The sequence below is a fragment of the Arthrobacter sp. FW306-2-2C-D06B genome (assembly GCF_021789175.1).
Classification (GTDB): Bacteria; Actinomycetota; Actinomycetes; order Actinomycetales; family Micrococcaceae; genus Arthrobacter.
In genome coordinates, this window is sequence record NZ_CP084560.1 from 3769960 (window position 1) to 3790949 (window position 20990).

At 63.7% G+C, this 20990-nt stretch carries 24 protein-coding genes; 10 read left to right on the top strand and 14 right to left on the bottom strand.

Going from position 1 to position 20990, the window contains the following annotated elements; translation table 11 throughout:
- Positions 1–66: 66 nt before the first annotated feature.
- The 5 genes from LFT47_RS17555 to LFT47_RS17575 form a co-directional block, all read right to left on the bottom strand.
- On the bottom strand, positions 67–930 hold the full coding sequence (locus LFT47_RS17555) for a 3-hydroxyacyl-CoA dehydrogenase family protein (RefSeq protein WP_236812646.1): 864 nt from the start codon (positions 928–930) through the stop codon (positions 67–69).
- Positions 927–1748, bottom strand: coding sequence for an enoyl-CoA hydratase/isomerase family protein (locus tag LFT47_RS17560; protein ID WP_236812648.1), 822 nt, complete (start codon positions 1746–1748; stop codon positions 927–929). Before LFT47_RS17560 ends, LFT47_RS17555 begins: the two co-directional genes overlap by 4 nt.
- A complete protein-coding gene (locus LFT47_RS17565; RefSeq protein ID WP_236812650.1) occupies positions 1748–2971 on the bottom strand; it encodes a thiolase family protein in 1224 nt (407 codons plus the stop codon). Before LFT47_RS17565 ends, LFT47_RS17560 begins: the two co-directional genes overlap by 1 nt.
- A gap of 162 nt (positions 2972–3133) precedes the next feature.
- Positions 3134–3793: a pentapeptide repeat-containing protein gene (locus tag LFT47_RS17570; protein WP_236812652.1), complete on the bottom strand. Its 660-nt coding sequence runs from the start codon at positions 3791–3793 to the stop codon at positions 3134–3136.
- Positions 3793–4251, bottom strand: a complete 459-nt coding sequence (locus tag LFT47_RS17575) for an SRPBCC family protein (RefSeq protein ID WP_236812654.1) — start codon at positions 4249–4251, stop codon at positions 3793–3795. Before LFT47_RS17575 ends, LFT47_RS17570 begins: the two co-directional genes overlap by 1 nt.
- 73 nt (positions 4252–4324) lie before the next feature.
- Here LFT47_RS17575 and LFT47_RS17580 point away from each other — a divergent pair, with 73 nt between their 5' ends.
- Positions 4325–5050, top strand: coding sequence for a dienelactone hydrolase family protein (locus LFT47_RS17580; RefSeq protein ID WP_236812656.1), 726 nt, complete (start codon positions 4325–4327; stop codon positions 5048–5050).
- Positions 5051–5183: 133 nt separating this feature from the next.
- Here LFT47_RS17580 and LFT47_RS17585 read toward each other — a convergent pair whose 3' ends face one another.
- Complete coding sequence (locus LFT47_RS17585; RefSeq protein ID WP_236812657.1) at positions 5184–6662, bottom strand: amino acid permease; 1479 nt, start codon at positions 6660–6662, stop codon at positions 5184–5186.
- Between the two features lie 201 nt (positions 6663–6863).
- On the opposite strand from LFT47_RS17585, the gene LFT47_RS17590 reads away from it, so the two are divergent.
- The 5 genes from LFT47_RS17590 (at position 6864) to LFT47_RS17610 (ending at position 11226) form a co-directional block, all read left to right on the top strand.
- Positions 6864–7592: a CPBP family intramembrane glutamic endopeptidase gene (locus LFT47_RS17590; protein WP_236812659.1), complete on the top strand. Its 729-nt coding sequence runs from the start codon at positions 6864–6866 to the stop codon at positions 7590–7592.
- A gap of 136 nt (positions 7593–7728) precedes the next feature.
- Entirely contained in the window at positions 7729–8166 is a 438-nt protein-coding gene (locus LFT47_RS17595; protein WP_236812661.1) for a VOC family protein, read from the top strand.
- 21 nt (positions 8167–8187) lie between these two features.
- Positions 8188–9141 carry a 1,4-dihydroxy-2-naphthoyl-CoA synthase gene (locus LFT47_RS17600; protein ID WP_236812663.1) on the top strand — a complete coding sequence of 318 codons (954 nt, stop codon included), beginning with the start codon at positions 8188–8190 and terminating at the stop codon, positions 9139–9141.
- Between the two features lie 9 nt (positions 9142–9150).
- Positions 9151–10284, top strand: a complete 1134-nt coding sequence (locus tag LFT47_RS17605; RefSeq protein WP_236812665.1) for an AMP-binding protein — start codon at positions 9151–9153, stop codon at positions 10282–10284.
- Positions 10285–10344: 60 nt separating this feature from the next.
- Positions 10345–11226 (top strand): 1,4-dihydroxy-2-naphthoate polyprenyltransferase, encoded by an 882-nt coding sequence (locus tag LFT47_RS17610; RefSeq protein ID WP_236812667.1) that lies wholly within the window; start codon positions 10345–10347, stop codon positions 11224–11226.
- A 227-nt stretch (positions 11227–11453) separates the two neighbouring features.
- Here the strand turns inward: LFT47_RS17610 and LFT47_RS17615 are convergent, their stop codons facing one another.
- On the bottom strand, positions 11454–11762 hold the full coding sequence (locus tag LFT47_RS17615; RefSeq protein ID WP_236812669.1) for a DUF4229 domain-containing protein: 309 nt from the start codon (positions 11760–11762) through the stop codon (positions 11454–11456).
- Positions 11763–11843: 81 nt separating this feature from the next.
- Between LFT47_RS17615 and LFT47_RS17620 the strand changes: the two genes are divergently transcribed.
- Positions 11844–12221: a PLD nuclease N-terminal domain-containing protein gene (locus LFT47_RS17620; protein WP_236812671.1), complete on the top strand. Its 378-nt coding sequence runs from the start codon at positions 11844–11846 to the stop codon at positions 12219–12221.
- A gap of 123 nt (positions 12222–12344) precedes the next feature.
- On the opposite strand, the gene ccsB is transcribed toward LFT47_RS17620, so the two are convergent.
- Genes ccsB through LFT47_RS17645 form a run of 5 tightly spaced genes read right to left on the bottom strand, consistent with a single transcriptional unit; the run spans position 12345 to position 17221 of the window.
- Complete coding sequence (gene ccsB, locus LFT47_RS17625) at positions 12345–13409, bottom strand: c-type cytochrome biogenesis protein CcsB (RefSeq protein ID WP_236812673.1); 1065 nt, start codon at positions 13407–13409, stop codon at positions 12345–12347.
- Positions 13409–15136, bottom strand: a complete 1728-nt coding sequence (gene resB / locus LFT47_RS17630) for a cytochrome c biogenesis protein ResB (RefSeq protein WP_236812674.1) — start codon at positions 15134–15136, stop codon at positions 13409–13411. The genes ccsB and resB overlap by 1 nt, the downstream gene beginning before the upstream one ends.
- Positions 15136–15891 carry a cytochrome c biogenesis CcdA family protein gene (locus LFT47_RS17635; RefSeq protein WP_236812676.1) on the bottom strand — a complete coding sequence of 252 codons (756 nt, stop codon included), beginning with the start codon at positions 15889–15891 and terminating at the stop codon, positions 15136–15138. The genes resB and LFT47_RS17635 overlap by 1 nt, the downstream gene beginning before the upstream one ends.
- A 14-nt stretch (positions 15892–15905) precedes the next feature.
- Complete coding sequence (locus tag LFT47_RS17640; protein WP_442863478.1) at positions 15906–16556, bottom strand: TlpA family protein disulfide reductase; 651 nt, start codon at positions 16554–16556, stop codon at positions 15906–15908.
- Positions 16557–16558: 2 nt separating this feature from the next.
- Entirely contained in the window at positions 16559–17221 is a 663-nt protein-coding gene (locus tag LFT47_RS17645; RefSeq protein WP_236812678.1) for a histidine phosphatase family protein, read from the bottom strand.
- A gap of 203 nt (positions 17222–17424) precedes the next feature.
- Between LFT47_RS17645 and LFT47_RS17650 the strand changes: the two genes are divergently transcribed.
- The 3 genes from LFT47_RS17650 (at position 17425) to LFT47_RS17660 (ending at position 19893) form a co-directional block, all read left to right on the top strand.
- Positions 17425–17973 carry a YceI family protein gene (locus LFT47_RS17650; RefSeq protein WP_236812679.1) on the top strand — a complete coding sequence of 183 codons (549 nt, stop codon included), beginning with the start codon at positions 17425–17427 and terminating at the stop codon, positions 17971–17973.
- A 198-nt stretch (positions 17974–18171) separates the two neighbouring features.
- Positions 18172–18834 (top strand): hypothetical protein, encoded by a 663-nt coding sequence (locus LFT47_RS17655; RefSeq protein WP_236812681.1) that lies wholly within the window; start codon positions 18172–18174, stop codon positions 18832–18834.
- A 234-nt stretch (positions 18835–19068) separates the two neighbouring features.
- Positions 19069–19893, top strand: coding sequence for a hypothetical protein (locus LFT47_RS17660; protein ID WP_236812683.1), 825 nt, complete (start codon positions 19069–19071; stop codon positions 19891–19893).
- Between the two features lie 71 nt (positions 19894–19964).
- On the opposite strand, the gene LFT47_RS17665 is transcribed toward LFT47_RS17660, so the two are convergent.
- Positions 19965–20672 (bottom strand): redox-sensing transcriptional repressor Rex, encoded by a 708-nt coding sequence (locus LFT47_RS17665; RefSeq protein WP_268818795.1) that lies wholly within the window; start codon positions 20670–20672, stop codon positions 19965–19967.
- A gap of 51 nt (positions 20673–20723) precedes the next feature.
- Positions 20724–20978, bottom strand: a complete 255-nt coding sequence (locus LFT47_RS17670) for a glutaredoxin family protein (protein ID WP_236812685.1) — start codon at positions 20976–20978, stop codon at positions 20724–20726.
- Positions 20979–20990 lie beyond the last annotated feature (12 nt).

Here is a 20990-nt window from a genome sequence, read left to right on the forward strand (position 1 = left end):
GCATTTGTTGTCGTTATGGGGCCTGAAAACGACAACAAATGCGAGTCAGTTGGGGACACAAGGCAGCTAGTCAGCCCAGTCGAAGAATCCCTTGCCGGTTTTGCGGCCCAGCTCGCCGCGGGCGACCTTGTCGCGCAGGATCTGAGGCGGGGCGAAGCGCTCCCCCAGGGTCGAGTGCAGGTACTCGGCGATGCCCAGTCGCACGTCCAGGCCCACGATGTCCGTTGTCCTAAGCGGTCCCGTCGGGTGCTTGTAGCCGAGCACCATGGCCGCGTCGATGTCCTCCGCGGAGGCCACGCCTTCTTCCACCATTCGCATCGCCTCGAGTGCGATCGCAACGCCCAGCCGCGAGGACGCGAAGCCGGGCGCGTCATTGACGACGACGGCGGTCTTGCCGAGTGCCCCGGTCCAGCTTTTCGCCGCTGCGGCGAGCTCCGCCGAAGTCTCCTTGGCCAAGACCACCTCGATGAGCGTGGAAGCCGGGACAGGGTTGAAGAAGTGCAGGCCAACGAAATTGGCAGGCCTCCGGAGCTGCGAAGCGAGGCCCGTCACGGAGAGCGACGACGTGTTGGAGGCCAGGAAGGCGTCAGCAGAGAGGTGTTCCTCCACGGCCTTGAGGGCCGCAACCTTGAGCTCGTAGTCCTCGGGCACGGCTTCCACGACAAGCCCGCAATGGACAAAGGAGTCGTAGTCGGTGGAGGTGCTGAACCGGGACAAGGTCTCTTCGGCGGTCTCCGTCAGTGTGCCTCGGGCAGCGGACTTTGCCACAGCCTCAGCGACGCGACCTTGCGCACCTGCGGCGGACTCGTGGTCGCGCTCGACGACGATCACGGTGGCACCTTTGATCAGGAAAGCATGGGCGATGCCGGCCCCCATGCGGCCACCGCCGAGGACACCGACAACATGCGGGATAGCGGACGTTGCCGTCATTTTCGGGTCCTGTCTGGGGTGTCGCTGGATTGCTTGGCGCTGGATTGCTTGGCGCTCTTCTTGTCGGTGTTCTTTTTGTCGAGGAACGCCTGCATGCGGTCGAACTTGGCTTGCGATTCGAAAAGCATGCCCTGGGCGAGAGTGTCGATCACGGGGTGCGCCTCGGCCGGAGCGTGGAACACGGACTTGGTGATCCGCACCGCCAGGGGATCCTGCCGGCCGATCCGGTCAGCAAGGTTGTGGGCCGCTTCCATCAGCACTGGGGCTTCATGGATCTGGGTGATGAGATTGATGCGGAGGGCTTCCTCGGCGCGGAGGACGGCGCCGGCAAGGAGGATCTCCTTGGCGATCGGCTCCCCCACGAGTTCCTTGAGTCGCCAGGTGGCCCCGGCGGCGGCCATGATGCCCAGCCCGGTTTCCGGGTTGCCGATGCGAAGGCTGGGCGTACCGATGCGGAAGTCCGCGGCGTAGGCGAGTTCCGCACCCCCGCCCAGGCAATAGCCGTCCAAGGCCGCGATAACGGGCATGGGCAGCTTCGCGATCCGCACGAAGATGGTGGAGTTGATGCCGCGCAAGGCGTCGTCGCGGCGGCGTTCCCTCAGCTGGCCGATATCTGCGCCCGATGCGAAAACGCCTTCGACGCCGGCAATGATCAGGATTTTCGGCTCGCGTTCAAGGTAATCGCACACCCGATGGAGTTCGTCCACCATGTGCTGGTCGATCGCGTTGCGGACCTCGGGCCGGTTCAGAAGGACAGTGACGCGGTCCTCGCGTTCCTCGATGAGCAGGGTTGCGAATTCCTCGGGGTTCAACGCCATTACATGCCTTCCAGGAGAATGGCCGCGCCCTGCCCGACGCCGATGCACATCGTCGCGAGGCCAATCTTACGGTCGGCGGTGCCCAGCTCGCGCTCCATGCGGCCCAGCAAGGTGATCGCGATACGTGAGCCGCTGGAACCGAGCGGGTGCCCCAGGGAGATCGCACCGCCGTCGAGGTTCACGATGTCCGGATCCAGGCCCAGACGCCGCATGCTCGCGAGCGATTGCGTCGCGAAGGCTTCATTGAGTTCGACGGCGCCAAGGTCGCCGACCGTGAGTCCGGAACGGCCCAGGATCTTCTGGGTTGCCGGAACTGGTCCGATGCCCATGATTTCCGGTTCGCAACCGGCCGAGCCGCCGTCGATGATCCGGGCCCGCGGAGTGAGGCCGAACTTTTCGATGGCGGCCTCGGACGCGACGATGATGGCCGACGCGCCGTCGTTAAGCGAGGAGGAGTTGCCCGCCGTGACAACCGAGCCACCGGCGACCACTGGACGGAGCCCGGCGAGGACCTCCATCGTGGTTCCCTCGCGTGGGCCTTCGTCGGTATCCACCACGGTTTCGCCCTTGCGGGTCTTCACTGTGACCGGGACAATCTCTTCCTTGAAGCGACCGCCGGCGATGGCAGCAAGCGCGCGTTCGTGCGAGCGGACGGCGAAGGCATCGGCGTCTTCCCGGGAAATGCCGTCCACCCGGGCGACTTCCTCGGCAGTTTCCGGCATGGAATACGTCATCTTCCCGCCGCGGGACAGCTCGCCCTTGCTGAAGAGGGGGTTGGCGAAGCGCCAGCCGATGGACGTGTCGAAGATCTGGCCCGGTTTGGCGAAGGCTGTGGTGGGCTTCTCCTGGACCCAGGGGGCCCGGCTCATCGATTCGACGCCGCCAGCCACCACGATGTCCGCCGCACCGGCCTTGATCATGTGGCTGGCCATGATGATGGCGCTCATGCCGGAGGCACAAAGGCGGTTGACCGTGATGCCGGGGATGTGGAGGGGCAGTCCCGCCAGAAGGGTGGCCATCCGGGCGACGTTGCGGTTTTCCTCGCCAGCGCCGTTGGCGTTGCCCAGGATGACTTCATCGATCGCGTCGGGGTCGACGCCGGCACGGGCCACGGCTTCGCGCACGACAAGGGCTGCCAGGTCATCCGGCCGGACCGCGGAAAGCGCGCCGCCATAACGGCCTACAGGGGTGCGGGCACCGCCAACAAGAAAAGCCTCGACCATGAGAACATCCTTCGCGAAGGGAGCGGGGCCGGCGAATAATTTACCGACCGTTCGTTCTATAAAGATTACACGGCGCCGCCCCACGGTCAACCGTCACCCGGTCAACCATCACCCGGTCAACCGTCACCCGGTCAACCATCACCCGCGGCGCCGTCGCTCCACTCAGATCACCCGAATACCCAGGTGTCCGGCCAAAAGGGGTGCCAACAGGCTGAGCTGGTAATCATCGATGACCACGCCGGACAGGCCGCCGAGTCCATTGATCATCCGGAAGTCCGAGCCCCGCAGGTCCACGTCCTTGAGCTTGGCCCCGGTGACATCCAGCGTCCCGATGGTGCAATCCTTGAGCACCATCCGCGTCGCGGTACAAGCCCCGAGGTCGAGCTCGTTGATGATGCAGCCCGTGATCACCACATCCGTGAGCTTGGATCCGCGCAGGTTCAGGAAGTCCAGCTTGCCGCCGTCGATCTTCACCGAGTGCCAGGCGCCCTCGTACATCTCCGCTGAACCCCAACGCGGGTTACTGATCTCCACTTCACGCCACGATGTGCGCGCAGCCGTGAATACCGGAGCGTAGGGCTCATTTAGGATGCAATCCCGGAACGTCGCGCCACGCAGTTGTGCTTCGTTGAAGGAGACTCCGTTGAATTCACACTCGATAAAGTCCGCTCCACTCAGCTCCGCTCCGTCAGCCACGGCACGGGTGAGGCGTACGCCATCGTACCGCTCGCCGCGCTGGAAGTCTGGCGCTGGATCGTCGCGGAGCTCGTCAAGCCTGATCGGGGAAATCCGGGGGGCCGTCACCTTGGCGACCGCCGCCATCAGAGCGCCTCCGCTTTCGCCGCGATCTCGGTGAGATCCTTCGCGAGAGCCTTGCGGGTGACACTCAGCCCGAGCTTTCCGAACGCGGCCATCATGACCTTGCTGAAGAAAGTCGGCTTGAGGACCTCGGCGCCGAAGAACAGCGCAAGTTCGGTCCCGCCGTCGCGCTCTTCGAGGGTGAAGCGCGTTGTGTAGTCCGCGCCGCCCTGCCGCGCTTTGACAGTGGTGCCGCGCGGCGGATCGCTCTGGGAAACGTGCATTTCCACGGTTTCCTCCCTGCCCATCATGGCGCGGGTTTCCTTCCACCGCGTGCCCTCACCGTAGGGTCCCTCGCTGAGCATCTGAATGGCTTTGACGCCCGACAACGTCTTGGCCGAGCCCGGAATGTCGGTGATGACGGCCCAGACTTTCTCCCGGGAGGCGTTGATGTGCTGGCTGAGAGTGGTGCTGTGGTCCATGCATCGAGCCTATCGGCGACCGCCGACAAAAACAGCCGACAAGGCACTTGCGCGGTCTGGCAGGATTGCACCCATGGTGCACATCGACTTGAGCGCGGACAGCGTGGCGGCAGGAGGCTCGCGGACCCTGCAGGGGTACCTTGCCGAGCCCGACAGCGACGGGCCGTTTCCCGGCGTCGTACTCATCCATGAGGCCTTTGGGCTCGACGACGTGATGCGCCGCCACGCGGACCGGCTCGCCGCGGCGGGCTACCTGACCCTCGCCGTCGACCTCTACAGCGACGGCGGCGCGAGGCGCTGCCTCATGGCGACCATGCGCTCCCTGATGTCGGGTACGGGCCGGGCATTCACGGATGTTTCCACGGCACGGATCTGGCTCCGCAACGATGCCCGGTGCACCGGAAAAGTGGGGGTCATCGGTTTCTGCATGGGCGGAGCCTTCGCCCTGCTAGCGGCCCACGACGATTTCGACGCCGCCTCTGTGAACTACGGCCAGTTGCCGCGGCACCTGGAGCAGGCTTTGGAGGGGGCGTGCCCGGTGGTGGCCAACTACGGAGGGAAGGACAGGACGATGCCGGGAGCGGCCGCGAAGCTGGAGGCCGCCCTGACGAACCTCGGGATCGAGCACGACGTCAAGGAATTCCCGACGGCGGGCCACGCCTTCATGAACGACGTTCCGGTCGGGCCCCGGCCACTGCGGCCGTTGATGCGGGTGATGGGGATCAAGCCCGATCCGGCTGCGGCCCCGGAAGCCTGGCAGCGGATCGAGGACCACTTCGCGAAGTACCTGAGGGACTGAGCCGGTTAAATCGATTGCTCCGTAAGTGCCGTTCTGAGCGCTCAAAATGGCAGTTACGGGGGCCCACGCCAGCGAGGGCCCCGGCCTGAGCTTGCGAAGGCTGGGAGCTGGTGGGGACAATCGATGGTGCGGACTAGCTGAACAGCTCGCTCTTCGGTTCGTTGTTCTTGACCTTCTGCCAGCCCAGCCACAGCACCAAGGCGAAGAACGGGATGGTGGCCAGGGTCCAGAGGCCCAGGAGGAACACCTCGCCCGTGGCCTTGTCCGTCATGGTGTCCATGCCGATCAGTATGGTGATGGCCAACAGGGCGATCAGGCCAACCCAGCTGGTCCACGGCGAACCCGGCATCGGGAGGCTGGAAACGTTGCCCTTCTTCTTGCGCAGGGCGATCTGGCTCGCGAAAATCGAGCCCCAGGTGAAGATGACGCCGATCGAGGCCGTGTTCAGGGCGAGGTCGAAGGCGTGCGAACCGCCCAACCAAATGTTGAGCAGGATGCCCACGAGGTACACGGCGCCGATTGCCAGGATGGCCGCATACGGCACGTGGCGGGTGGACATCTTGGTCAGCCACTTGGGGGCATGTCCGTTGTTGGCCATGGTGCGGAAGATGCGGCCGATCGAGTACAGGCCCGAGTTGCATGAGGACAGCGCTGCGGTGATGACGATCATGTTCATGACGTCGCCCATCCACGGCAAGCCCATCTGGCCGAACACCGTGACGAACGGGGAGGTTCCCGCGTGATACTGGTCCGAAGGCAGCAGCATCGCCAGCAGCGTGACGGAACCGACGTAGAAAACCACGATGCGGATCACGACGGCGCGGATCGCCTTGGGCACTTCGCGTTCCGGGTTCTGCATCTCGCCGGCGGTAATGCCGACCAGTTCGATGGCGTTGTAAGCGAAGATCACGGCGTTCAGGACCAGGATCATCACCAGGCCGCCCTTGGGGAACATGCCGCCGTCGGCAGCGAAGAGGTTCCCCACGGATGCGTGGCCAGTGCCCACCTGCGCGTTCGTGACCACCATGAAGGTGCCCACGGCCAGGAAGATCAGGATCGCGGCGACCTTGAGGCAGGACGCCCAGAATTCGAACTCGCCGAAGGCCTTGACGCTGAACAGGTTCACGGCCACCAGCAGCACCAGCGCGGCGATGGCGGACAGCTCAACGGGAACATTCGGGAAGAAGAACTGGAAGTACAGGCCGATGGCAATGAGTTCGGCGATGCCCGTCATGGCCCAGTTGATGAAGTACATCCAACCGGAGAGGAAGGCGCCCTTTTTGCCGAACATTTCACCGGCGTAGCTGACAAAGGAGCCGGAGGTCTGGCGGTACATGATCAGTTCGCCAAGGGCCCGCATCAGCAGGTAGGCAATGACGCCGGCAATGGCGTAGGAGAAGATGAGGGCCGGGCCGGTGGAGGCCAGCCGTCCACCCGCGCCCATGAAGAGGCCGACGCCGATCGCGCCGCCCATCGCGATCATCGTGACGTGGCGGCGGCTCAGGGTCTTCTGGTAGCCCTCGGCGCTGAGGTTTTCGGAAGTTGTAGAGGTACTGGGCGCAGCCAGGGTTCCCGGCTCACGCTGAAGGTCGGTTGTGGTGTTTTGAGGCACAGCTGTTCCTTGTGGGTTGAGGATGTGCCGGCCCTGGCTTCATGCGCATCGGCACGGACAATTCGAGCTTTCACCCTGTTGGCGAGTCGAATCAGTAGCGAAAACGCGGAAGCGTCGAAGGTAAATCCGGCAAAACCATCCTACCCGGTGATTTCGGCGGAGCGTGACGCGGGCAACAAACCGGGGCGCTACGCTGGACATATGGGCACCATTCCGCCAGCCGGCAGGCTATACCGATTCACGGGCTTGGACGCTGCGGCTTTCGGACTCTACGTGTCATTGGCGGCTGTCCTGAGCCTCGCCACGGCCCCGGTGACGGGTTTCGTGCAGCGGGTCTTTCCCGACCCGGCCACCGCCGTCTTCGCCATCAACCTCGCTTTTTACGCTTCGGTGGGCCTGTTCGCCGTAGCAGCTGCGTGGCGCGTCATAGCCCGCGACCTCCTGATCCTGGCCACCCGTCCGTGGTTCACGCTTGCGATGATTCCTTTATCCATCGTGGCGATGCTGGTGATCACCGCCATCCTGGTGACGGTTGCCGGCTCGGCCACGGAGTCGCAGAACCAACTGGGCCTGCAGTCCCTGGTCCTGCAACTGCCGGCCTGGTTCGTGGTGCCCTTGCTGGTGGTGTTGGGCCCCTTCGTGGAGGAATACCTGTTCCGGCACCTCCTGATCGGCAAGCTGTCCCGCCGCGTCAATATTTGGCTTTGTTGCGTTCTGTCCGTACTTTGTTTCGCCGCCATCCACGTGGTGGGACGTGAGGGGCTGGTGCTTCCCGCCCTGGCCCCGTACCTGGGAATGGGCGTCGTCCTGGTGGCTGTCTACGTCTGGACAGGCAAGAACGTGATGTTCTCCTATTTCGTTCACGCCGCCAAGAACCTCTTGGCCGTCGTGCTGATCTACGCGATCCCGCCGCAACTCCTCGGCGGCTAACCAACCCAACTAGCTCGCAGTAGTTGTCGTTTTCAGCGCTCAAAACGACAACAAATGCGAGTCAGTTGGGAAACCCGGACCGGAACTGTCCGCTAGGCACTTCCCCGGCCACGCGCCGCCGTCGTAGGTTCAGTCCATGGCACTGAACTTTCAGGTAGTGATCGACTGCAAGAACCCGCACGTCCTCGCCGATTGGTGGGCCAAGACGCTCGAGTGGATCGTGGAGCCCCAGGACGAAGCGTTCATCCGGTCCATGGTCGATCAAGGCTTCGCCACGGAGGCCGAAACGACCACCCACAACGGCAAGCTCGTGTGGAAGGACGGCGCGGCCATCGGCCCGGAAGAAGACCAGGACAAAGACACGCGCCGGCGTTTCCTCTTCCAGACCGTTCCGGAAGACAAGACCGTCAAGAACCGCGTCCACTGGGACGTGCGCCTCAACGGACAGGACAAGGACGAAGTCCGCGCCACGTTGGAAGCGCGTGGCGCGAAATACCTCTGGACGGCCAAGCAAGGGCCACACGAATGGCACACCATGGCGGATCCCGAAGGCAACGAGTTCTGCATCAGCTGAGGGGATTACTAGACTCTGAGGGTGAGCAACGACTTCCCCGCCAAGGTATCCGACGTCTTTGACCCGTCCCGCTGGCGCACCGTGTCCGGTTTCGACGATTTCCAGGACATGACGTACCACCGGCAGGTCGAGCGGGACGCAGACGGAAAAGTGTCGAGGGACCTTCCGACGGTCCGGATCGCCTTCAACCGCCCGGAGGTCCGCAACGCCTTCCGGCCCGGCACCGTTGACGAGCTGTATCGTGCCATGGACCACGCCCGGATGACTCCGGATGTCGCCACAGTCCTCCTCACCGGGAACGGCCCCTCCCCCAAGGACGGCGGCCATTCGTTCTGTTCCGGCGGGGACCAGCGCATCCGCGGACGAGACGGGTACCGGTACGCCGACGGCGAGACGCAGGAGAGCATCGACCCCGCCCGGGCGGGCCGCCTGCACATCCTGGAAGTCCAGCGGCTCATGCGGACCATGCCGAAGGTGGTCATCGCCGTCGTCAACGGCTGGGCCGCTGGTGGCGGGCACTCCCTTCACGTCGTCTCGGACCTCACCATCGCCTCCCGCGAGCACGGCAAGTTCAAGCAGACCGACGCCACGGTGGGAAGTTTCGACGCCGGTTACGGCTCGGCGCTGCTCGCCCGGCAGATCGGGCAGAAAGCCGCCCGCGAGATCTTTTTCCTGGCCCGTGAGTATTCCGCCGAGGACATGGTGCGCATGGGTGCCGTCAACGAAGCCGTGGACCACGAGCGCCTCGAGGAGGTTGCCCTGGAGTACGCCGCGGACATCGCTCGCCAATCCCCGCAGGCCATCCGCATGCTCAAGTTCGCCTTCAACCTCGCCGACGACGGCCTGGCCGGCCAGCAGGTCTTCGCCGGGGAGGCCACGCGCCTGGCCTATATGACGGACGAAGCCGTCGAGGGCAAGGAAGCCTTCCTCGAGAAGCGCGATCCGGACTGGTCCAACTTTCCGTACTACTTCTAGGACTCGCCCGTGAACATCGATCCGGTTCTCAAAGCCCTGGCCGCCGCCCTCCACGACGAGGGTCCCGCCGTCGAAATCGTCATCCTGGAAGACGGCACCCCTGCGGCGGTCCCCGTTGAAACACCGGGCTTCGAGGACGCCGCTCTTGTGGTCCGCACTTCCGGTTCCACCGGGACGCCCAAGGCCACGGTGCTGACGATCGACGAGCTCGCTGCTTCTTCCATGGCCACAGCCATCGCGCTCCGGGGCGAGGGACAGTGGCTCCTTGCCCTGCCGCTGCAATACGTTGCCGGGGTGCAGGTGCTGGTCCGCTCGCTCTTCGCCGGCACGCGTCCGTGGGCCATGGACCTCTCGAACGGCTTCACTCCGGAGGCATTCACCGCCGCCGCCGAAGAGCTGACCGACACCATCCGCTTCACCTCCTTGGTGCCGACCCAGCTGCAGAGGCTCCTGGACTCACCATCGCCGCAGACCCTCGCAATACTTCGCCGTTTCAACGGCATCCTCCTGGGCGGCGCGCCTGCACCCGACCCACTGCTGGACGCCGCCAGGGATGCCGGACTGAAGGTCGTGACCACCTACGGCTCCGCCGAGACGTGCGGCGGTTGCGTGTACGACGGAAGGCCGCTTGAGGGGGTCCAGGTCCTGCTCGACGACGACGGCCGGGTCCTCCTGGGCGGCGACACTGTGGCCTCCGGTTACCTGGACGCGCCCGAGGCGAGCGCCGAAGCGTTCTTCGAGGAGGACGGCACCCGCTGGTACCGCACCAACGATCTCGGCGCGCTCGCCGACGACGGAACCCTCACGGTGCTGGGCCGCGCCGACGACGTCATCATCACCGGCGGCGTGAAAGCCTCCGCCGCGTTCATCCAGGCGGAGCTTGAAAAGTTCGACGGCGTCACCGCGGCTTTCGTGGCCGGCGTGCCTTCCCGCGAGTGGGGCCAGGCGGTGGCAGCTTATGTTGCCGTCGAGGACAGCTCCCCGGAAAGCATTGCGGACTACAAGGCCCGCTGCCAGGAATCGCTAGGGACCCTCGCTCCCAAAACGGTGCTGACCACGGATGGCCTCATCATGCTCCCCAATGGAAAGCCGGACCGGCTGGCGATGATCGAGCTTCTCACCGAGGTGCATCAGGGAGAATAGACACGTCCTCCCTGACCGTCATTTGCCATCCCCAACGCGAAACAACACGAGGTACTGAACGTGGCAACAGCTGCACAATGGATTCAAGGCGCCCGCCTGCGCACCCTGCCGGCAGCGATCGCGCCGGTTCTGATCGGCACAGCGGCCGCCTACGAGCTGCAATCTTTTCGGCTCTTGAATGCCATCCTCGCCGCCCTCGTGGCGCTGCTCCTTCAGATCGGGGTCAACTACGCCAACGATTACTCGGACGGTATCCGTGGCACCGATGAGGACCGCGTGGGTCCGCTCCGGCTGGTCGGTTCCGGTGCGGCACGCCCGGTACACGTCAAGTGGGCTGCCTTCGGCGCGTTCGGCCTGGCCATGATATTCGGCCTGGTACTGGTGCTCATCACGCAGAGCTGGTGGCTGATCCTGGTGGGAATCGGCTGCGTCCTCGCTGCGTGGGGGTACACCGGCGGCAAGAACCCGTACGGCTATATGGGCTTTGGCGACTTGTTCGTGTTTGTTTTCTTCGGCCTGGTGGCAACGCTCGGCACCACCTACACGCAGGCCGGTCAAGTGAGCCTTCCGGCCGTCATCGGGGCCATCGGCACCGGATTGATTGCGTGTGCCTTGCTGATGGCCAACAACGTGCGGGATATCCCCACGGATACGGCGGCGGGCAAGCGGACGCTGGCGGTGCGACTTGGCGACCGCCACGCCCGCGAGAGCTACGTCCTGATGCTGGCCGTCGCGATCCTGTTGGTCGTGATACTGGCGCCCACCAAGCCGTGGATGCTGATAGTGCTGCTGCTGATCCCCGCCTGCCTGATGCCGGCTTGGATCATGGTCAACGGCCGGAAGCGCAAGAGCCTTATCCCGGTGCTCAAGCAGACCGGAATGATCAACCTTGGCTACAGCGTGCTGTTCTCACTGGGCCTCATCCTGAGCCACGGCTTCTAACGCACGCTCAGATATAGCCCGGTTTCCCCAAACCCTCGCTCACATGATGTGAGCGAGCGTCGGCCGAAAGTGCCACAAAAGTGAGCGAGCGTCCTCCCCAGGAACGCTCGCTCACATATAGCCCGGTTTTCCCAAACCCTCGCTCACATATAGCCCGGTTTTTCCAAACCCTCGCTCACATATAGCCCGGTTTTTCCAAACCCTCGCTCACCTTGGGCTGTGGGCTTCTAGGATTCCTTGGGGCGTCGGTCGTTCTCGACCTTTACCGCGGGGTTTTCATCGACCAGCCGGTCCTCGATTGAGGCATCTTCAATCTCCAACGCGGAGCGGATGGGCTTGGCCCGCCCGGAGAAACGTTCGCGCATGGCGGCGGTGGCGGCGTCGCGCTGTTTCTGGAAGAACAGGTAGCTGATGGCGAACGCGATGAGGCCCGCGAAAATCGCCGCCAGGAACAAACCCGTCCGCAGGAGGGCGAAGAGGACGAAGAGCGGTACAAAGATCGCAAGCCGGATCAGGGAGTATTTGAGGAAAGCCACGGATCAAGTTTAGCCGCACAGCCTGATTGCACCCTGATCGCACAGCTATCGTTGGACCCGGCGGCGACTAGACTTGACGGTATGCTCCGCGTAGTTGCAGTTGTCGCCGTCCTTCTCGTGTTCGTCTATGGGCTGGTGGACGTCATCCGCACCGACCGCCGCTCTACCCGGGGAATTTCCAAAACCGCGTGGATTGTGGTCATGATCCTGCTGCCGGTTCTCGGCGCAGTCCTTTGGTTCCTTATCGGCCGTCCTTACAACCTCCGGCCCGCCCCGCAGCCCACGAGCCACACCATCGCCCCCGACGACGACCCCGACTTTCTCCGCAACCTCGAGGTCCGCCGTCGCAACCAGGCCGAAGCCGAACGGCTGAAGAAACTCAAGGCCGAACTGGAAGCCAAGGAACGCAAGCTCAAGGGCGAATCCAAGGCCGACGACAGCGGCGACGTCAACAGCTGACGTTCCCTTCCTGACCTCCTTTAAACCAAGAACGACGGCGACACGCCCGCAAGTGCGGAGTGTCGCCGTCGTCGTTAATTCAAAAGGGGTCAGGACGGCAAGGCGCCCGTTCGGAGCGAAGCCCTACTGCGAAAGCCCCGAGTAAGAGTGCAGACCGTTGAAGAACACATTGACCACGGTGAAGTTGAAGATCACGCACAGGTAGCCTGCAATCGACAACCAAGCCGCGCGGGTTCCCGTCCAGCCGCGGGTGGCGCGCGCGTGCAGGTAGCCGGCGTAGACCACCCAGATCACGAAGGTCCAGACTTCCTTGGTGTCCCAGCCCCAGAAGCGGCCCCAGGCTTTCTCGGCCCAGATGGCGCCGAACATGAGGGTAAAGGTCCAGCCCACGAATCCCACAGTGTTGATGCGGTAGGACAGGTTTTCCAGGCTCAACGCGTTCGGTACGAGCCGCATGAAGCCCAGTTTGTCCACGCCGCCGGCCGCCAGGGTCTTCTGCCGGTGCGATTGCAGCAGCTGCAGGGCCGACATGGCGAACGTCAAGGTGAACAGGGACGCGGACATCACGGCGATGGAGACGTGGATGACCAGCCAGTAACTCTGCAGCGCCGGGACCAGGTGGCCCACCGGGGTCCAGTACGTCACGGACGCGGCCACCATCATGATCACGGCGAGGCCCAGCACGAAGGTGCCAAGGAAGCGCAGGTCGCGGCGGATGAGCGAGAGCAGGAAGACTGCAACCACAAGGAAAGCGCCCGTGGTGAGGAACTCGTACATGTTGCCCCACGGCACGCGGCCTGCGCCGATCGCACGGGTGATGACTCCGGCACCGTGGATTGCCACGCCGATGATCGCGACTGCCACCGCCACGCGGGCGGGAATGCGGCGCTCGGCGGCGTACTTCATGTCGCCGCCGGCGGTCTGGTTGACGGAGGTGATCGCCGACGTCGGGCGCTCGGTACGGCCGGCAGGTCCCCCGACGTCGTTTCCGCCGGCACGGCCGGCAGCCACCGGAACCTTGACCTCGGCTGCCACCGAAGAGGCCGCCTTCAGGTCAACTGCCTTCAGCATTTTGCTGCTCTTGGCGAGGTCCCACGCGAAAGCGATGAACGCCACCGTGTAGGTGCCGGCCGCGAGCAGCATGAAAAGCTCGCTGTACTGGCCCATGGTTTCGTTGATGGGGAACATTACTGGTCCTTCGAGGTTGAGGAAGAAACGGTGTCGGTGGACTGCTCTGTGGTGAGCAGCCATTCTCGTTGTAGCAGTTCGCGGATCGCGGCAGCTTCGCCGGCCAGCCTGTGGTCCTCGCCGCGGGCAAGGAGACCGTACTCCACCATTGTGCGCCCGTCGTCGTGGGTTCCGGTCCGGACCCAGACTCGGCGGCGGTTCAGGTAGAGGGAGAGAATCAATCCGGCGACCGCCAGCAAGGCGAACACGAGCGCGGTGGCCTGGCCCGGATTGTGGTGGATGTCGACGCCAACGTACTTCTTGACGCCGTCGAAAGTGATGCTGCCCTTGCCGTTCGGAAGCGTGTAGGTGCCTCCGGGGGCGAGCGCGATGGCCTTATCGGCCATGCCGCGGCCATTGAGCGGGGTCAGCTTGGCCACGTCGAGCTCGAAGACGTTCTGCGGGGTGCCCTTGTTCAGGCCGAGGTCGCCGTAGTACGAGTTGAGGTTCAACTGCGGATTGATGAGTGAGGGATCGCCGCTGAAGGCGACCCCCTTGTCCGTGACCATCGCCGTGGGCAGAAAGAACCCTGCGAAGCCGAGCTGATCGGGCTTGGCATCGGGAACCTTGATGACCACGGAGGAGTAGTAGTTGTCACCTTGCAGCTTGGCTACGACAGGTCCCTGCATGGCGACGTTGCCGGCGCCGTCCCGGACGGTGACGACGGGAGCATAGCCGTTGCCGGTCAGGTAAATGCTGGTATCGCCAAGCGTCACGGGGTCGTTGACCTTGAGGACCTGCTTCTTGGCGGGCGCGTCCGGGGTGTCCTTGGTGGTGACGTCGGCGGTGAAGTCGATGGGCTGCCCGAAGTGCGCCGGCGATTCGCGGTCGAACTGGACGTCGAACTTGTTCAGCTGGATGGAATACGGCTGAAGCCAGCTGCTCTGGAAGTTGGTGCCCGGGCTGAACTGGTCATAGCCCACCAAGGTGTTCACGAAGGTATCGCCTTCCACCAGGATGCGCTGGCCGCTGTAGCCAAACAGCCCGCCGGCCGCCACCGAAACCAGCACTCCGATCAGCGAAGCGTGGAACACGAGGTTGCCCACTTCCTTGAGGAAGCCCCGTTCGGCACCCAAGGAAGGCATGGCGGCGTCGACGTCGCGCACCTCGACGCGATAGCCGCGCTTCTTCAGTACCGCGGCGGCGTCCGAGATAGCCTTCGACGCCGGGATCCCGGCGTCGGCGGGCAGCACGAGCGTGCCGTACTCCGGGAGGCGCGAGAGACGCTTCGGGGTCCGCGGCGGCTGGGAGCGCATCGCCTTGTAGTGGGCGATGGCCCGTGGCGTCACACAGCCGATCAGGGAGATGAACAGAAGAATGTAGATCGCCGAGAACCAGGCAGAGGAGTACACGTCGTAGAGCTGCACGGAGTCCAGGAGCTTGCCGTAGTCCGGGTGGTCGCTGATGTACTGCGTCACGATCGAAGGGTTGGCCGGACGCTGCGGGAACAGCGAGCCGGGAACCGCCGCGACGGCCAGGAGCAGCAGGAGGAAAAGCGCAGTACGCATGCTGGTCAGCTGGGTCCAGGCCCAGCGCAGCATGCCTACGATCCCCAGGACAGGCAGTGCGGCCTCGGCCTTGGCCTTGTCGATCGCCTTGTCATTCGCCTTGTCAGCTGCGTTGTCAGCTTTCGCGGAATCGCTGGCGGACTTGTTGGACTTCTTTTTACCTTGCACGGGCTCGCTCATCAGATCGGCAACTTCACATCGGTTTGGAACCAGTACTGCAGCCCGGTAACCCAGGCACCCCACACTCCCGTGGCCATCAGGATTCCCAGGAGGATCAGGATGCCCCCGCCCATCCGCTGGATCGCGAGGCGATGCTGGCGGAAGAAGGACATCACACCCATCCCCCGGCGGACTGCGAGGGCTATCAAAAGGAAGGGAATGCCAAGGCCAAGACTATAGACAAACGCCAGGAGTGCCCCCTTCGCCGCGGACGACCCACCGGAAAGGCTCAGCAACTGGACCGCGGAATAGGTCGGGCCGATACAAGGTGCCCAACCGAGACCGAAGGTGATGCCCAGCAAGGGTGCACCCCACAGCCCCGCGGGCGGCTTGGCATGGATTTTGGCGTCGCGCTGCAACCACCCGAAGCCGCCCAGGAAGACGACGCCCATGATAATCACCAGCACGCCCAGCAATTGCGTGATCCACGCGTTCTGAGGGCCGGTGATAAGGGTCCCTAGCTGGCCGAAGGCGCCACCGAGCAGGACAAAAATCACGGAGAATCCGAGGACGAACAGGCCGATTCCGGCGAGCATGCGCCCGCGCCTTTGCTTTTGGAGGTCGACGCCGGTCAGCCCGGTCACATAGCCAAGGTAGCCAGGCACCAGGGGCAGGACGCACGGCGACAGGAAGGACACGAGTCCGGCCAGCAGAGCCACGGGGATGGCCAGCAGCAGGGAACCGCTCAGGATGGTCTCGGCGAAAGGACTGTTCACGCTGTCGGGGCCACCTACTCGGCAACCGCGGTAGTGATGAGTGCCTTGAGCGTGCTCTTCTCGATCTCGCCCAGGACGCGGGCGGCAACCTTGCCTTCTTTGTCCAGCACAAGTGTGGTGGGCACCGCACCGGGAGGCACGATACCGGAGACAGACAGCAACACGGCGCCGTCTTCGTCGTCGAAGCTGGGGTACGTGAGGTTGAACGTCTTGTCGAACGCGTCGGCCGTTGCCTTCTCGTCCCGGAGGTTCACACCGTAGAACTGGACGCCTTTGCTCTTGAACTCCTGGTGCAGTTCCTCAAGGATGGGTGCTTCAACCCGGCACGGCGCACACGCGGCGAACCAGAAGTTGAGGACGGTCACCTTGCCAAGCAGGTCCTGCGGTGTCACGGCAGTTCCGTCGAACAAAGTGCCTTTGATCCCGACGGCGGCCTTGCGGTCCGCTTTGGCGAATTCGGTCACCGAGCCGTCCCCGGCAACGTAGTTCTTGTTGTCGCCGGCTTTCGCTTGCTGGGCCAGGGCATCTTCCTGGGCACAGGCGGACAGGCCCATGGTCAGTGCGGAGAGCGCCACTCCCCCGACGGCGAGGAAGCTGCGACGCGAAGTCAAGGCGGCATTGATCTTCTGGCCGCTGGTCTTGCGGCTCGTGGTGTTCCCGTACATTGTCATGCTCCGGGCGTCTTCGCGGCACCGGGCAGCAGCACGGCGGCGGGTTCGCTGTACTCCACCCGCGCAACCTTGCCGTCGTCGAACACCAGGGAAGTCAGGGACGTCAGAGTGCACTCGCGTTTGCGCGGATCGTGCCACAGGGGCCGGCCCTCGGCGCTGAGGCGCGTGGCGTAGATGGGGAGCTGGTGGCTAACGAGGATGGCTTCGGCGCCATCGCCGCCGAGTTCGATCGCTTTCAGCCGGGCATCGTCGACGGCGGCACGCATGCGGGTGACCTGGTCCTGGTAAGACTCGCCCCAGGACGGGCGCAGCGGATTGCGGTACTCGAGCCAATGCTTGGGCTTGATGAATTCGGAGATGTTCGCCTTGAGCCCTTCGAAATGGTTCTCCGCCTCGATGATCCGCGGTTCCGTGTGGATCTGGAGGTCCAACGCCTGGGAAGTGGGGAGGGCGGTTTCCTGTGCGCGGGTCAACGGCGAGGAGACAAGGTAGACGATGTTCGCCCCCTGGGCGACGCGGGCAGCGAAGTGGTCCGCGAGCATCTTGGCCATCTCGCGGCCGCGTTCGGAGAGGTGGAATTCGGGCAGCCTGCCGTACAGAATGCCGTCGGGATTGTAGACCTCGCCATGGCGGAGCAGATGGACAGTTGCTTGGGGCATGTTTACCAGTTTCTCAAAGAAGGCGGGCGATCTGAAATCTTCTACGTTTCGTAGAACTGAAAGTTTCTCCAGAATGTTCCCTGAAGGTGGAATAAAAGATGCATTTGCATGTTTATACTTGACACAAGGTTCGGTTGACACTTCAACTAAGTACGGCCGAACGACCGATGAAGCTACGATCACCACTTCCCAAGGAGAACCCCATGACTCTTCCCGCAAACGTCACCACCGGCGTCTGGACCCTCGACAACTCCCACAGCGAGATCGGCTTCACCGTCCGCCACGCAGGCATCAGCAAGGTCCGCGGCCAATTCACCGACGCCGAAGCCACCCTGGAACTCGGCAGCGGCCTGACCGACTCCAAGGTCGCAGCAACCATCCAGACCGCCAGCTTCGACTCGGGCGACACCAACCGCGACGGCCACGTCAAAGGCGAGGACTTCTTCGATGTGGAGAAGTTCCCGGAAATCACCTTTGTCTCCCGGCACGTCAAGGCCAACGGCGACAGCTTCGACCTCGTGGGCGATCTGACCATCAAGGGCGTCTCCAAAGAGGTCACCATCGAGACCGAGTTCAACGGCGTGGCTGTTGACCCGTTCGGCAACACCCGCGCAGGCGTCTCCGGTGAGACCACCATCAGCCGCAAGGACTTCGGCCTGACCTGGAACGCAGTGCTCGAGGCCGGCGGCGTGCTGGTCAGCGACAAGGTTGTCATCAACCTCGAACTGGCTTTCATCGCACCTGCCGCCTAATCCATCGGGTTCCCGATCCTCCGGGTTCCCGCACCGAATGGCGCCTTCGGGGCCGCACACGATCACGTGTGCAGCCCCGGAGGCGCCATTTTTGCTTGCGGTGTCACCCGCCTATTGTTCGGGGAAAAGCCGATACTTAGCGGCGAATTAGCCAAGAATTTCCTATGAATCCTTAAACCTCAGGTCTAAAGTGATGCCATGAGTAACCCAAACGAAGCTCCTCAGCCTCAGCAGCCCGGAGCCCAGCCACCGCAGCCCGGCAATGTCCCTCCTGCGGGTTACCAGCCTCCGCAGGGATACCAAGCACCTCCTTCTTACCAAGCCCCTCCCTCCTACCAGCAGCCCGCCCCCGGATACCAGCAGCCGGGCCAACCCGCCTACGGCATGCCAGCGGGTCCGAACGCCGCCCCACCGGCAGGGCTCGGCTACGCGGCCCCGGCGAGGAACACTTTTGGACTCGACTTCAACAACATCGCGCAGCGCTTCCGGGACACCACCGGAGTGCCGCAGCAGCTGACCATCTCCTACTGGTTGTGGGTTGCGGCTGCCGCTTTGGGTATTGTTGCCAGCTTCCTGAATATCTTCACCATGCGCGGCCTCTTCGGCGAGATGATGGTGGGGCCTGGCATTGTGGGCCTGATTTTCAGCCTGGTGTTCGCAGCCCTCTACATCTTCATTGCCATTCGGCTCAAAGAGGGCTCCCGCTGGGCGCGACTTGTCCTGACCATCCTGGGAGCGTTCGCGGTAATTTCCCTTCTGGTCCAGGTGGTTACCCTTAACCTCAACTTCATCGGATCGGCGGTAGCCGTCGCTGCTGCGGTCTTGATGTGGCTTCCGGAGTCCAGGAAGCACTTCGTATAACGGCAACGCAGCACCCATAGCCGAAGGCCGCGGCCGGTCCCCGGAGGACCCCGCGGCCTTCCGTTTGTCCTCGCTCCATTCCCAGGGGATCCGCCGAAGCTTGTTCGGCGAGAATTCTTCCTGTGAATCATCACCAGCACTGTGCCGTCGGGGTACGGTGGAATTAAGCCGAGCTGGGGGCAGGGCACGTTGCACCCGGCAGCCGTATCTGCAGTCGACACGCAAAGGAATGCCATGAGCACCCCTCCGTACCCGCCGTCCACTCCGGGCGAGAATCCCACCCCTGAGCAGCCGAAATACGGCCAGCAGACACCCCAGCAGGGCCAGCAGCCGCAATACGGCCAGCAGGCTCCCCAGTACGGCCAGCCTTCCGCACCTCAGTACGGGCAGCAGTCACCGCAGCAGGGTCAGCAGCCTCCCTACGGCCAACCCTCCGCACCGCAGTACGGCCAACCTTCCGCGCCCCAGTATGGGCAGCAGGCTCCGCAGTACGGGCAGCAGGCACCTCAGCAGCCGCAGTACGGCCAGTCTCCTGTCCCGCAGTACGGGCAGGGCGGGGCCACCACGTGGCCGAGCCAGCAGCCTGCTGCGACCTCCGGAGTCCCCCAGTTGGTCAACATCTCCTTCTGGCTCATGATTGCCGCCGGTGTACTGACCTTGATCGGCATTCCCTTCACTATCGCGACGCTGAACTCGCCTGCAGGCAAGAGCATGTTCGATCAGGCCTTGGCGGCGCAGGGAAACAACGCTTCCGGCGTCGACACGAGCACCTTCATCAGCATTGCGATCACCTTCCTGGTTATTTTCTCGGTGATCTTTGCCGGGCTCTACGCGCTGGTTGCGTTCAAGGTCCGCAAGGGCAAGAACTGGGCCCGCATCCTGGGCACGGTCTTTGCCGCAATTTCCCTGTTCGGGCTGACCCAGCTCGGCATGGGCACCATCACCATCCTCCTGGGCATCGCCGCGATCGTGCTGCTGTACTTGCCGGCCTCGGCGCCGTATTTCCGGAAAGCCCAGCCGTTCGCCAACCCCTACGGCCAGCCTCCGTACGGCCGATAAGCACAGCGCCGTACGGTCGATAGGCCTATAGCCAAGAACACAACCAACAACGGGCGCAGACCCGGTTTGGCCTAGAGGGCCTGCCGCGGAGTCTGCGCCCGTTGTGCGTGATACGCCAGGATCTGAAGCTCAGTGGCCATGTCCACCTTCCGCAGATTCACGTAGGGCGGAACCTGCAGCAGCACCGGAGCAAAGCTGAGGATGCTCCGGATACCCGCGCTGATCACGCGGTCGCAGACATCCTGTGCCACCGCTGCGGGAAGGGCCAGGACAACCATGTTGGTGCCGGTCCGCTGAAGGACCGTTTCAAGATTGGCGGCATCGCTGACCCGCAGCCAGCCGACTTCGTTCCCGATAATCATGGGATCGGCGTCGAGGATCGCCACCACGTCGAACCCACGCGACTCGAATCCGCCGTACCGTGCCAAGGCTTTGCCAAGGTTTCCGGCGCCCACAATGGCCACTTTCCAGTCGTGTGTCAGGCCAAGCGCCGCCGCGATGTGCCTGCTCAGGTACTGGACCTCGTATCCCACGCCACGCGTTCCATAGGAGCCGACGTAAGAGAGGTCCTTGCGCAACGTAGACGAACTGACTCCAGACGCCTCAGCCAACGCCTCGGAGGAAACCCGTTCCACACCTTCGCCCAGGAGGGAGTTCAGAGCGCGCAGGTAAAGCGTCATCCGGGCCACAGCCGCGGGCGGTATCTGCTTCGCGGCAGAGTCCTTGTCCCCGGGTACAGCTTCGGCGGACGGTTCCAGCGCAGTCACGTTCTTCTCCATTGCGTCGCTTTGTTTTCCCACTCTATTGCCAACAAAGCTCTGCACGCATGTTCAGGCGACGATGGCCTTCTTCAGGACCCGCACCAATCGCGCCTCGTCGATTTTCCAGAAATCCCGCTGAATTCCGTCCACGAAGACCACCGGGATCTCCTCGGCGTAGCGCTCGCGGAGTACGGGGTCTGTGTCGATCGACTGTTCCGTCCACGTGAGCCCGAGGCTTGAGGTCACGCGTTCGACGGCGTCACGCGCCGCGGCGCAAAGGTGGCAGTCAGCCTTGGTGAGGAGTACGACGTCGGGATTTGGCATGGTTCAACGGTA